Source organism: Kitasatospora sp. NPDC001225 (assembly GCF_053597855.1).
Map to the genome: position 1 here is coordinate 14029 of NZ_JBSFJC010000023.1, position 12076 is coordinate 26104.

Here is a 12076-nt window from a genome sequence, read left to right on the forward strand (position 1 = left end):
ACCGGGTGCCCGTCCGCCCGGGTGCCCGTCCGCCCGGGTGCCCGTTCGCCCGGGGGCGTCGCCGCCCCCGGGCGTGACGACCCGTGCGCAGGGGTCGCGGCCGGTACGGTCAGAGGACCGCCGCCGTCTCGCTCCAGAGGGCGAGCAGGCTCTGGTCGCCGATCGCCTTGACCTCCCCGGCCTGCTGGGCGGACAGCCGGTTCCACAGCAGCGGGTAGAGCTCGTGGGCCGGGCCGGCGAGGGTCAGATCGGCCGGCTCGGGGCCCTCGCCGGTGGTGACGACCGGCGCTTCCCGGGTGATCGTCAGGTGCCAGGAGCCGGGGCCGTCGGTGGCCCGGACCAGGAGGGTGCGCGGCCGGTCGCTGCGCAGCTTGGACCGGCCGAGGGTCGTGAAGCCGCTCACCAGTTCGTCGATGCCGTCGAGGGCGAGCGCGGTGTCCACGACCGGACCGGGCACCCCGGCGGCCGCGTCGGCGTCGCGGCGGTGCACGGCGGTCTCGTGCGCCTGGCGCCGGGCCCAGAACGCCAGCGGGCTGGGCGAGGACAGGAAGGTCCAGCACTCGAGGTCGGCGGGCGCCGCGGTGAGGGTGTCCACCAGGGCGGCGTGGCCCTCGCGGTACCAGTCGAGCAGCTCGGCGTCCGAGGGCAGCGGCCCGACGGCGGCCTGCGCGTCCGCCTCGTCCGGCGGCGTCGGCGCGCCTCCGGACACGATCGCGGCGGCCCACCGGTGGACGGAGCCGATGTGCTGCAGCAGCTTCGTCAGCTGCCAGTCCGGACAGGTCGGTACGGGGGCGGACAACTCGGTACGGGCCGCGGCCTCGGCGAGCCTGGTGCCCTCGCGGCGCAGCGCGTCGATGTGCTCGGTGATCTCCATGGGACGGAGTCTTCCATCGCGGCCCGTCCGCCGGTCGCGGATTTCGGACATTCCTCCGGTTGCCTCCCGGCGGACGGGCGGATGCTACGGGCCGGTAACGTGAGCGCATGCCGATAACCCGTTCGCTCGTCTCAGCCGTCCGGACCGGTGGCCGCCGCGCCGCCGGACGCCTCGTCCACCGGGGCTGGCGCTGGGTGCAGCGGACCGGAGCGGTCACCAGCCGCAACCCCGGCCCGTACCGGTTCGGCGAGCTGGGGGACGGCACGACGCTCAGCTTCCCGCTCGGGGCGGTGTTCAACGAGCAGTGGATCACCATCGGGCCGTTCTCGATCATCGGCGAGCGGGTCACCATCAGCGCGGGCTTCCTGCCCGGGCTCGACCTCGGGCCGGAGCCGATCGTGCGGATCGGCGGCGGCTGCGTGATCGGCCGGGACAGCCACATCGTCGGCCACCAGTCGATCGTCATCGGCGACGACGTGTGGACCGGCCCCGGCGTGTACATCAGCGACCAGTCGCACGAGTACCGGGACACCGAGCTGCCGATCGGCAAGCAGTGGCCGCGCAACGAACCGGTGGAGATCGGCACGGGCAGCTGGATCGGCACCGGCGCGGTGATCCTGCCGGGGGCGCGGATCGGCCGCAACGTGGTGGTCGCGGCGGGCGCCGTGGTGCGCGGCGACGTTCCCGACCACAGCGTGGTCGCCGGGGCGCCGGCCAAAGTGGTGCGCCGCTGGACGGAGGAGAAGGGCTGGCAGCCGCCGCTGCGCCACGATGCTCCGCAGCCGGTGCCGGACGGCGTGACCGCGGAGCAGCTGCGCGCCCTGGTCGGTTGGGACCTGCGGTTGCCGGGGGAGCAGGGCTGAGGTCGGTCGCCGGGCACCGGCCCGGCACTGGCAGCCGTCCCGAACTACCCGGCGAGGGAGGCCTGTTCGGCGGTGCGGGCGGCGATGGCGGCGGCGATCCGCGGGAGGTCGGCGGGGCGGGCCGGATCCAGGCCGGTCAGTGCGGCGATCCGGCGCAGCCGGTAGTCGACGGTGTTCGGGTGCAGGTGCAGGGCGCTCGCGGTGTGGCGGCGGTTCAGGCCGCCGGCCAGGTGGGTGTGCAGGGTGATGAGCAACTCCCCGGCGTCGGCGAGCGGTTCGAGCAGGGCGGCGAGCCGGGAGCGGGCCTGGCTGGGGCGGGTGAGCTGGTACTCCAGCAGGACGTCGTCCAGCCGGTGCAGCCCCGGAGGTCGGCCGAACGCCCTTGCCACGTCGAGGACTTCGTAGGCGAGAGCGGCCGCGCCGGGCACCTCGGCGGGGGTGGCGGTCGCGGCCCCGGCCAGGACGGGAACGCCGGCCGCCCGGGCCGCCGCGGCGAGGGCGGCGGCGAGCAGCGGCCACGGCGCCTCGCCGGCCCCGTCCTCGTCCGGACCGGGTGACGGTCCGAACGGGACGAGCACCAGGCCGCCCGTGGGGGTGAGCGCGGTGAGCGCCGACTGCCGGGTGCGGTGGTCGAGTTCGGCCTCGAACCGGCGGAGTTTGCGGAGGGCGGCGATGCCCGGATCGACACCGGGGGAGTGCTCGTCGGGGTGGTCGGCGAGGGACAGGCAGAGCACGGCGTACCCGGTGGGCAGACGGAGCCCGGCGCGCTCGGCGGCCGCGTCGGCGGGGGTGCCCGCGAGCAGCGCGCCGAGCAGGGAGTGCCGGGCCGAGTCCCGCCGGCCGGTGGCCGGGCGGCGGCCGTCCAGATAGCCCGCCCCGGCGGCGGTGACGGCCTGGCGGAGCTGGTCGAGCAGCAGCCGGTTGAGGGCGAGCAGGTCGGCGGCGTCGTCGTCCCGGGCGTGCCGGGTGGCGAACTCCCAGCAGACCTCCAGTCCGAGGTGGTGGGCGAGCAGGACGGCGTCCAGCGGCAGGCCCTCCTCGGCCCGCCGGGCGGCGGCCTCCCGGACGGCGGTGAACTCCTCGGCGGGGGCGGGGAGTCCGGTCCGTACGGTGTGGGCGAGGGCGCGGATGCGGCGCTCGGTGTCCCGGGTCAGCTCGCCGGTGAGCTGTTCGCGGGGCAGCCGGCGGTAGACCGGCACCCGCTCCAGCAGGGCGGCGACCACGGTCTCGGCCAGCTCCCGTACGCCGCCGAGCAGTCGCTGGTCGGCCGGGAGCCCGCCGATCACCGGGACGTGCCAGTCCGGCGTCCGGTCGGAGGTGTTCGGGGGTGCGGGGTGGGGTGCGTTGTGACCGGTCACAGAGAACACCGTCCAGGTCTGGGGGACGCCCAAGGGCCGGGCCGGAGGGGCGACCGCATGATGGTGCCCTCGGGTTACCTGTTGGTAACAAACTTCCGCTGTGGAGGCAACAGTTGAGAACCCCACTTCTCCGCTTCTCCGCAACTCCGGTGCGCCGCAGGGGCGCAGGCGCGCTGGGTGCGCTGCTGCTGGCGGGGGCGGTGCTGGCCGGTGCGACGGTGTCGCCGGCGAGCGCTGCCGTGCCCGTCGCGAGCGCCTCGGCCGTCGCGGCCGGCTCGTCCGCAGCGTCCGCCTCGTCCAGCTCGTCCGCCTCGTCCGCCGAACTGCCGCCGGACGGCGACACGGTGGCCTCGCCGCCCGGCGCCAACGACTGGACCTGCCGGCCGACCACCGCGCACCCCGACCCGGTCGTCCTGGTGCACGGCACCTTCGCCAACCGCTACGAGAACTGGCTGGCGCTCTCCCCGCTGCTGAAGAGCCTCGGGTACTGCGTTTTCGCCCTCGACTACGGGATGATCCCCGGCGTCACCTCCAGCGGCAGCGGCCTGCTGCTGCCGATCGGCGGCCTCGGGCCGGTGCCGGAGTCGGCGGCCCAACTCGGCCGGTTCGTGGACCTGGTGCGGACCGCGACCGGCGCGGCCAAGGTCGACATCGTCGGGCACTCGCAGGGCGGCATGCTGCCGAACTACTACCTCAAGTTCCTCGGTGGCGGGTCCAAGGTCGGCAGGCTGGTCGGGCTGGCGCCGTCCAACCACGGCACGACGCTCGACGGGATCACCAACCTGGTGCCGTACTTCCCGGGCGTCGCGGACCTGATCTACACGGTCTGCAAGGCCTGCCGGGACCAGGCGGTGGGCTCCGACTTCAACACGGTGATGGCCTCCCGGCCCGACACCGTACCGGGCGTGCGCTACACGGTGATCTCGACGGTCCTCGATGAAGTCGTCACCCCGTGGCGGACCCAGTTCCTGAGCGGCCCGGACGTCGACAACCAGGTGGTGCAGGAACACTGCCCGGTCTCGCTGGTGGAGCACGTCGGGATCGCGTTCTCGCCGACGGCGCTGCACCTGGTCACCAACGCGCTGGATCCGGGGCACGCCACGCCGGTGTTCTGCGGGTGAAGCGGCGGCGGCGCTCCTGCCCCCGGGGTGGTCCCGGGAGGTGGGAGCGCCGCTGTTCGGTGGTGCGGCCCTTGACCGGCTCTCAGGGCGCGGTGCGGAAGGCGATGACGGCGGTGGTGCCGTCCGGGTGCAGCTCGTACGTGCCCGGGGTGTCGAACAACGCGGCGTCGTAGCGGGCGAGTTCGACGCCGTCGATGGTGCCGCCGTCGACGGAGGCGCCGTGGATGGTGGCGTCGTGGATGGTGGCGGTGCCGACGAGGCAGACCAGGAGGGCGGTGCTCCCGTCCGGGACGTCGACCGTGGTGGCCGCGGTGGCCAGGTCGACCGCGGCCTCGACCCGCCCGCGGCGCGTCATCACGTTGAAGTCCACCACCGGGCCGGCCAGCAGCCGACAGTCGGTGGTGGCGTCGCCGGAGAAGGCGAACGGCCGGAACGGCGCGTCGACCAGCTGCTCGGTACCGTCGACGGTGAGCGCCATGCCGGCGCCCTCGACCAGGGTGATCACCCGGTCGATCCCGGGGAACGGGGAGAACGGCCCCGCCGAGGCGACGTCCGCGAGGCTGACCCGCCAGTCGAAGGCGTCCAGTCCGGCGCCGACCGGGAACCCGGCGACCTCCCTGGTCACCCCGCCCCCGTTGAGCCACGCCGTCGCCGGGCGCTCGCCCGCCCGCAGTACCTGGAAGCGTTCGCTGGTCGTCATGGCCTCGCATCCTGTCACACGGCGGATGACAGATGACAGGTGACAGATAACAGATTTCAGTGTCTGTCAGCTGTTATCTGTCGGCTGTTATCTGTTCGCTGTTCCCTGTCATCCGTTGCCTGTCGACCGTCACCGGTCGTCCGTCACCCGCCGTCCGACCGACAGCGGCAGGAGCGCCGCCACCGTGGCCGCGAGGGTGACCGTGGTGAGGGCCAGCGGCAGTCCGGCCGCGTCGGCGAGGAAGCCGATCACCACCGGGCCGATCAGCATCCCCCCGTAGCCGAGCGAGGAGGCGAACGCGACGCCCTGCGGCCCGCCCGCCGCACCGGCCCGGGCGATGGCGAGCGGGAAGAGGTTGGCCAGGCCGAGGCCGACCAGCACGAACCCGCAGATCGCCACCGGCACCACCGGCGCCAGGGCGGCGACCAGCATGCCGACCGCCGCCGTCAGCCCGCCGAACAGCATCAGCCGGGTCTGGCCGAGCCTGATGGACAGCCAGGTGCCGCCGACCCGCCCGCCGGCCATCGCGAACGCGTACGCGCCGTAGCCGGTGGCGGCCACCACGGAACTCGCCCGGACGTCGTCGGTGAGGTGGAGCGTGGCCCAGTCGGCGATCGCGCCCTCGCCGTACGCGGTGCAGAGCGCGGTGAGGCCGAGCAGCAGGACGAGCAGGCGGGTACGGGGGCGGGTCGAGCCCGCGTCCGGCCGCGCGGTCCCGGACGGTTCCGCCGTGCGGCCCGTGTGGCTCGTACGGTCCGTATGGCCCGGTGCGACTGCTGCCGCCGCCGGGCTGCGCAGCAGGACGACGCCCGCGCCGACGGTGACGGCCATGCCCAGCGCCGCGCTGAGCGCGAGCGCCCATGCGGTGCTCAGCGGGCCGGCGAGCAGTCCGCTGACGCCGGTGCCGACCAGTCCGCCGAAGCTGTACCCGGCGTGGAAGCTGGGCATCACGGGCCGCCGCAGCTGCGCGACCAGGTCGACGGCGGCGCTGTTCATCGCGACGTTGGCCCCGCCGTACCCCGCGCCGAACAGCAGCAGCACCCCGCCGAGCGCGGTGACCGAGTGGGCGTGCGCGGGCAGTAGCACGGCGAGGCTGAGCAGGGCGAGCGAGCCGACGGTCACCGGCCGGGAGCCGTACCGCAGGCAGAGTCGGCCGATCACGGGCATGGTGAGGACGGCGCCGATGGACAGGCAGAGCAGGGCGAGCCCGAGGGCGCTGTGCGAGGCGCTGACCTGACTGCGGATGTCCGGGATGCGGACGACCCAGGAGGCGAAGAGGAAGCCGTCGACGGCGAAGAACGCGGTGAGGGCGATGCGTGCAGGACCCCAGGGGCTGTCCGTCACCGGGGGTGTGCTGCGAGACTGGGAGGAGGGGCGATCGGGCCGGGTGCGTGAACCGATTTTGTTTCGAAGCGACACAAAGTCACAATAGGGGCGTGCAGCTCTCACCATCAAGCCCGAGGCCCGGTACCGGGAACGACTCCGACGCGCAGCGCGACAACCACCGCCGCGCGGCTCCCGACCGGGGCCGGACGCTGCTCGGCCCAGCGCTCTCCCTGATCCACACCGGCCAGACGCCGACCCGCTCGGCGCTCACCCGCGCACTGGACGTCACCCGGGCCACCGCCGGCGCGGTCACCGCCGAACTCGAGGCGCTCGGCCTGATCACCGTCGACTCGCGCCCGGCCGGCGGCGGCCGCGGCCGCCCGTCGCACCGGCTCGCGATCGACCCGAACGGCCCGGTCGTGGTCGCCGGGCAGATCCACGCCGACGGACTGAGCGTCACCCTGGCCGGCCTCGGCGGACTGCTCGACCCGCCCGTCCACCTGCCGCTGCCCGCCGCCACCGACCCGGTCCGGATGCTGCGCGCCGTCGCCGTGGCCGGTGCCGAACTCGCCCGCGCGACCGACCGCCGCTGCCTGGGCGCCGCGCTCGCGCTGCCCAACCCGGTCACCGAGCCGGACGGCACCGCCCTCGCCGCGCTGCACTTCGCCTGGCCGAGCGGCACCCCGGTCGCCGACCTGTACGACGTCGAGGTCGGACGCGCCGACCACGGCCCGAAGGCGCTGCGCCCGCTGCCCACCGCGATCGCCAACGACGCCAACCTGGCCGCGCTCGCCGAGTACCGGCACGGCGCCGGCCGCGGCGCCCGCCACCTGCTCTTCGTCACCTCCGGCCACCGCGGCGTCGGTGGCGCGCTGGTCATCGACGGGCACCTGCACACCGGCAGCGCCGGCCTCGCCCTGGAGGTCGGCCACCTCACCGTCGACCCGCAGGGTCGGCCCTGCATGTGCGGCAACCGGGGCTGCCTGAACTCCGAGACCGACCCCGACGCGCTGTTCACCGCCGCCGGGCTCACCCCGGAACCGGGACGCCCGCTGCTCGACCAGGCGCGCGAGCTGTGCCGGGCCGCCGCGACGGACGACCGGGCGCGGGCGGCGGTGGAGCACGTCATCGACCGGCTCGGACTCGGCCTGGCGGGCGTCGCCAACATCCTCAACCCCGACCGGGTGGTCCTCAGCGGGCTGCACCTCCACCTGCTGGAGGCCGCGCCCGACCGGCTGCGGTCGGTGGTCGCCGAGCGCAGCCTGTGGGGGCGCAGCGGCCGGGTGCCGATCGTCGGCGCGGAGCTGGCGCACGGCGCGCTCGCGGGCGCGGCCGAGCTGGGCTGGGGGCCGTACCTGGCGGACCCGCAGTCGGTGCCGGTGCTGCCCTGACGGCGATCGGGTCTGCCCTGGTCGATGGGTTCCGCCCCCGACGGTGACCAGATCTGTCCTGGCGGCGATAAGCGGAAGCTGGCTCTTCGAAAACGGTCACTTATCGTGACTCTCATACACTCGTAGTGAGCATCGGGGGGCCACCACGAGGGAGACAGCGACCATGAGCACCCAGTCCGGCATCGAGCCGACCGCCGACGTCGACCGCTCCGACCCGGAGTACCGCGCCTGGCTCAAGGAGGCGGTGCGCAAGGTCCAGGCCGACGCCAACCGCTCCGCCGACACCCATCTGCTGCGCTTCCCGCTGCCCGCGGAGTGGGGGATCGACCTCTACCTCAAGGACGAGTCCACCCACCCGACCGGCTCGCTCAAGCACCGCCTGGCCCGCTCGCTCTTCCTCTACGGGCTCTGCAACGGCTGGATCCGGCCCGGCAAGCCGGTGATCGAGGCCTCCAGCGGCTCCACCGCCGTCTCCGAGGCGTACTTCGCCCAGCTCGTCGGCGTGCCGTTCATCGCCGTGATGGCGAAGAGCACCAGTCAGTCCAAGATCGACCTGATCCAGTTCCACGGCGGCGAGTGTCACCTGGTCGAGCGTTCGGACGAGGTGTACGAGGCCTCCGCCCGGCTCGCCGAGGAGACCGGCGGGCACTACATGGACCAGTTCACCTACGCCGAGCGGGCCACCGACTGGCGCGGCAACAACAACATCGCCGAGTCGGTCTTCGCCCAGCTGCGCCTGGAGCCGCACCCCGAGCCGGCCTGGATCGTGGCCACCGCCGGGACCGGCGGCACCTCGGCGACCATCGCCCGGTTCGTGCACTACATGCAGTACGACACCCGGATCTGCGTCGCGGACCCGGAGAACTCCTGCTTCTTCGACGGCTGGGTGCGCCACGATCCGGAGGCCGTCTGCGAGAGTGGCTCGCGGATCGAGGGCATCGGACGGCCGCGGATGGAGCCGAGCTTCGTCCCCGGGGCGATCGACCGGATGATGAAGGTGCCGGACGCCGCGTCGATCGCCGCCGTCCGGGTGCTGGAGCAGGTGCTTGGCAAGAAGGCGGGGGCCTCCACCGGGACGGGCCTGTGGAGCGCGCTGCGGATCGTCGCCGAGATGCGGGCGGCCGGGCGGACGGGCAGCGTGGTCGGCCTGATCTGCGACCCGGGGGACCGCTACCTGGACAAGTACTACTCGGACGACTGGCTGGCGGGCGAGCGGATCGACATCGCGCCCTACCGGGCGGCCATGGAGTCCTTCCTGGCCGGCGGCGCCTGGACGGGCTGACGCGCCGGGCGGCGGACGGGTGACAGCTGACAGATTTCAAACTCTGTCAGCTGTCGTCTGTTATCTGTTCGCTGTCGCCTGTTCGTCGTCAGCCGTCAGCCGTCAGCCGGTGCCCGCCACCCGCCGGATCACCGCCCGACCGCCCGCAAGGTCGATCCCCGTCCGCTTCGGCGCGCCGTCGTGCTCGTCGTCCCGCAGCACCAGCTCGACCCGTCGCTGCTCCAGCTGCACCCGCTTGCTCGGGTAGAGCAGCGCGTGCAGCTCCTCCGTCGCGGTCGCACCCGCGCCGCGCCCGTCGCCGCGCCCACCGCCGTGCCCGCCGTCGGGTCCCACCGCCGGCCGGGCGCGCAGCCGCCGCACCACCGCACCGAGGAAGAACACCACGACCAGTCCGGCCGGCAGCAGCAACCCGCCCGCCGCGCCCGTCAACAGCACACCCATGCCCGCCTCAACGGCCCGGCGCGGCCGACGAGTTCCCCGGCCGCCGGCCCTACCGCAGTGGGCCCTACGGCAGCGGCGCCGTGGGCAGGTCGGCCGGGACGAGCAGCTGGAGCTCCTCCGTGGACGGGTCCGCGAGATGGGCGATCCGTACCGCGTGCCGCTCGACCATGGTCTCGAAGACCTGTCGCGCGGTGCGCCCGTTGCCGAAGTTGGGGCCGCGCTCCATCCCGCCGAAGTGTTCCAGCAGCGCCTCCTCCGTCTCCTCGGAGAGCGCGTACTCGTGCTCGGCGCACTGCGACCGGGCGATCTCCAGCAGCTCGTCCGCCGTGTAGTCGGGGAAGCCGATGGTGCGTGAGAAACGGGAGGAGACACCGGGGTTGGCGGAGAGGAAGCGCTCCATCTCGGCGGTGTAGCCGGCCACGATGACGACCACCTCGTCGCGGTGGTCCTCCATCAGCTTGACCAGGGTGTCGATCGCCTCGCGCCCGAAGTCCCGCGCCCCGTCCTCGGGCGCCAGCGCGTACGCCTCGTCGATGAAGAGCACCCCGCCGCGCGCCCGGTCGAAGGCGGCCGCGGTGCGGATCGCGGTGGAGCCGATGTGTTCGCCGACCAGGTCCACCCGTGCCACCTCGACCAGGTGTCCGCGCTGGAGCACCCCGAGCGAGGCGAGGATCTCGCCGTACAGCCGGGCGACGGTGGTCTTGCCGGTGCCGGGTGCGCCGGTGAAGACCAGGTGGCGGCGCAGCGAGGGAGCCTTGAGCCCGGCCTGGCGGCGGCGCCGGCCGACCGAGATCAGGTCGATCAGTGTGCGCACCTCCTGCTTCACCGTGGCCAGCCCGACCAGCGAGTCCAGTTCGGCGAGCGCCTCCTCGGCCGGCCGGCAGTCCGGGATCGGCGAGATCGCGGCCGAACCGGCCGCGGCCGACGCCAACAGCGGTGCCACCGTGGTCAGTTGGGCGGTCCGCGGCGCGGGCACGTCGGTGGACCCGTACGACGACCCCAGCCCCGGACCGCGCCCACCCGCGGATCCCGGCCCCGCCCCGCCGCCGGGCGGGGCGGGAGCGGACGGCACCGGAGCCGCCCCGACGTCGTCCGAGATGCACCCCTCGGTGACCGGACCCGGTTCGGAGAACTCGAACCCGGCCCGCTGGTTGTGCTCCGCCCGGCAGCGGGTGAGCTGGGTCCGGCAGCCGTCGATGATGTGGAAGCCGAAGCCCTTGCCCTGCGAGACCCGGCAGTCCTCGAAGGTGCCCCGCCCCTGGGCCGAGACGTACACCCCGGCGTCCGTGCTGGCCCGTACGGTGCAGGCGCGCAGCACCGGGTCGGCGCCCTTGGTGACGATCACGCCGGTGGCCACGTCGGAGATCTCGCAGTCGGTGAGCAGTCCGCCGCTGCCGTGGTCGCGGAACCAGAGCCCGGTGCCCGCCTCCTGCACCCGGCAGGAGGCCAGGGAGACGGTGGCCCCGCCGCTGACCGAGACCGCCGAGCTGCGGATCCGGCTGAACGAGCAGCCCTCGGCGGTGGCGGCGGAGTCCCGGTCGAGGACGAACAGGGCGTCCGGCAGGTCGTGCAGCGAGCAGTCGGTGAGGGTCAGTCGGGCGCCGTCGCTGACCCAGAGCGCCGGGTACTCGCCGGTCGAGCCGTGGATCTCGCAGGACTCGGCGACCGCCTCGGTGCCCTGGTCCCAGACCGACAGCGCCCCGCGCCCGAAGTCCCGGACGGTGCTGTTGGCGAGGCTCAGCCGGGCGCGTCCGCGCAGGTCGGCGCCGTTCTCGGGCAGGTCGTGCACCCGGCAGCCGGTGAGCACCAGTTCGGCCTCGCCGTCCAGGGTGAGACCGTTGCCGGTGACCCGGTGGATCTCGCAGTCGACCAGCCGCCCGCCCGCCTGCGCCTCGGCCTGCACGCCGCTGCCGCGGATCTCGTAGATCTCGCAGCCGGTCAGTTCGGCGGCGCTGCCGGGGTCGGAGAGCAGGACGCCGGCGCCGGAGGCGTGGTGGACGCGGCAGCGGTCCAGGGCCGCGGTGGCGCCGCCGAGGACGGCCAGTCCGGCCTGGCCGGCGGCGGCGACCTCGCAGTCCTCGAAGGCGGCGGCGGTGTCCGGGCCGCGCAGCCGCAGCCCGAGCCCGCCGGGGTTGGTGACCACGCAGCCGCGCAGGGTCGGCCGGGCACCGCCGGTGACCTCGATGCCGGTGGCCGAGCGGGTCTCCACCCGGCAGCCGCTGAAGGAGGGGGTCGCCTCCGGCCCGGTGACCAGCACGGCCGGGGTGGTGCTGTCGCCGCCCTCGACCACCAGGTCGCGCACGGTGGCGGCGGCGGTCACGGTGAGCGCCACCCCGGAGGGCGGGTCGATCCGGACCGTCCCCGGGCCCTGGGCCGGGACGATCGTCACCGGCTTGTCCAGCAGCACGTTCTCCCGGAAGGTGCCCGGGCGGACGGTCACCGTGTCGCCCGGTTCGGCGGCGGCCAGGGCCTCCGCGAGCGTGTCGTACTCGCCCGCGCGGCGACGCCAGCGGGATGCGCTGTCCTGGGTGACCCGGACCCTGTGCTCAGCCATGACGGTCTGTCGTCCCCACCTTCGTCGAGCCGGCGATCAACGGGCCGAACGCGCGGGGGTGCGCGGGCCGTCCGCCCACCGTAGCGCGCCCACGTGGGTGGTCCGGCCGCCCGCGGTCGCGCGGACACCGGTAGCGCTCAGCGCCGCCACAGGTTCCGACCACTTG

Annotated in this window: 10 protein-coding genes; 4 read left to right on the plus strand and 6 right to left on the minus strand. The window is 74.3% G+C overall.

The window, feature by feature from the left end; all coding sequences use genetic code 11:
• Positions 1 to 109 precede the first annotated feature (109 nt).
• Positions 110 to 874, minus strand: a complete 765-nt coding sequence (locus tag ACWDCZ_RS10590; protein ID WP_387830720.1) for a maleylpyruvate isomerase family mycothiol-dependent enzyme — start codon at positions 872 to 874, stop codon at positions 110 to 112.
• A 107-nt stretch (positions 875 to 981) separates the two neighbouring features.
• Here ACWDCZ_RS10590 and ACWDCZ_RS10595 point away from each other — a divergent pair, with 107 nt between their 5' ends.
• Positions 982 to 1737 (plus strand): acyltransferase, encoded by a 756-nt coding sequence (locus ACWDCZ_RS10595; protein ID WP_387830718.1) that lies wholly within the window; start codon positions 982 to 984, stop codon positions 1735 to 1737.
• Between the two features lie 44 nt (positions 1738 to 1781).
• On the opposite strand, the gene ACWDCZ_RS10600 is transcribed toward ACWDCZ_RS10595, so the two are convergent.
• Complete coding sequence (locus tag ACWDCZ_RS10600) at positions 1782 to 3095, minus strand: PucR family transcriptional regulator (RefSeq protein WP_449815746.1); 1314 nt, start codon at positions 3093 to 3095, stop codon at positions 1782 to 1784.
• A 218-nt stretch (positions 3096 to 3313) separates the two neighbouring features.
• On the opposite strand from ACWDCZ_RS10600, the gene ACWDCZ_RS10605 reads away from it, so the two are divergent.
• Positions 3314 to 4216: an esterase/lipase family protein gene (locus tag ACWDCZ_RS10605; protein ID WP_449815766.1), complete on the plus strand. Its 903-nt coding sequence runs from the start codon at positions 3314 to 3316 to the stop codon at positions 4214 to 4216.
• A gap of 82 nt (positions 4217 to 4298) precedes the next feature.
• Here the strand turns inward: ACWDCZ_RS10605 and ACWDCZ_RS10610 are convergent, their stop codons facing one another.
• Positions 4299 to 4916, minus strand: coding sequence for a HutD/Ves family protein (locus tag ACWDCZ_RS10610; protein ID WP_387830714.1), 618 nt, complete (start codon positions 4914 to 4916; stop codon positions 4299 to 4301).
• A gap of 129 nt (positions 4917 to 5045) precedes the next feature.
• Entirely contained in the window at positions 5046 to 6368 is a 1323-nt protein-coding gene (locus tag ACWDCZ_RS10615) for an MFS transporter (protein WP_082345641.1), read from the minus strand.
• On the opposite strand from ACWDCZ_RS10615, the gene ACWDCZ_RS10620 reads away from it, so the two are divergent.
• Together ACWDCZ_RS10620 and ACWDCZ_RS10625 are read left to right on the plus strand one after the other, a co-directional pair.
• A complete protein-coding gene (locus tag ACWDCZ_RS10620) occupies positions 6353 to 7633 on the plus strand; it encodes an ROK family protein (protein ID WP_079272930.1) in 1281 nt (426 codons plus the stop codon). The genes ACWDCZ_RS10615 and ACWDCZ_RS10620 overlap by 16 nt on opposite strands.
• Positions 7634 to 7796: 163 nt before the next feature.
• Positions 7797 to 8915, plus strand: a complete 1119-nt coding sequence (locus ACWDCZ_RS10625) for a PLP-dependent cysteine synthase family protein (protein ID WP_049650968.1) — start codon at positions 7797 to 7799, stop codon at positions 8913 to 8915.
• Between the two features lie 102 nt (positions 8916 to 9017).
• Here the strand turns inward: ACWDCZ_RS10625 and ACWDCZ_RS10630 are convergent, their stop codons facing one another.
• Together ACWDCZ_RS10630 and ACWDCZ_RS10635 are read right to left on the minus strand one after the other, a co-directional pair.
• Positions 9018 to 9356, minus strand: a complete 339-nt coding sequence (locus tag ACWDCZ_RS10630) for a DUF6191 domain-containing protein (RefSeq protein WP_053112031.1) — start codon at positions 9354 to 9356, stop codon at positions 9018 to 9020.
• Between the two features lie 64 nt (positions 9357 to 9420).
• Complete coding sequence (locus ACWDCZ_RS10635) at positions 9421 to 11910, minus strand: right-handed parallel beta-helix repeat-containing protein (protein WP_049650969.1); 2490 nt, start codon at positions 11908 to 11910, stop codon at positions 9421 to 9423.
• Positions 11911 to 12076 lie beyond the last annotated feature (166 nt).

Coding starts and splice junctions, on each gene's coding strand:
- ACWDCZ_RS10625 (WP_049650968.1), top strand. CDS start 7,797: ATGAGCACCCAGTCCGGCATCGAGCCGACCGCCGACGTCGACCGCTCC.
- ACWDCZ_RS10610 (WP_387830714.1), bottom strand. CDS start 4,916: ATGACGACCAGCGAACGCTTCCAGGTACTGCGGGCGGGCGAGCGCCCG.
- ACWDCZ_RS10635 (WP_049650969.1), bottom strand. CDS start 11,910: ATGGCTGAGCACAGGGTCCGGGTCACCCAGGACAGCGCATCCCGCTGG.
- ACWDCZ_RS10630 (WP_053112031.1), bottom strand. CDS start 9,356: ATGGGTGTGCTGTTGACGGGCGCGGCGGGCGGGTTGCTGCTGCCGGCC.
- ACWDCZ_RS10595 (WP_387830718.1), top strand. CDS start 982: ATGCCGATAACCCGTTCGCTCGTCTCAGCCGTCCGGACCGGTGGCCGC.
- ACWDCZ_RS10615 (WP_082345641.1), bottom strand. CDS start 6,368: ATGGTGAGAGCTGCACGCCCCTATTGTGACTTTGTGTCGCTTCGAAAC.
- ACWDCZ_RS10590 (WP_387830720.1), bottom strand. CDS start 874: ATGGAGATCACCGAGCACATCGACGCGCTGCGCCGCGAGGGCACCAGG.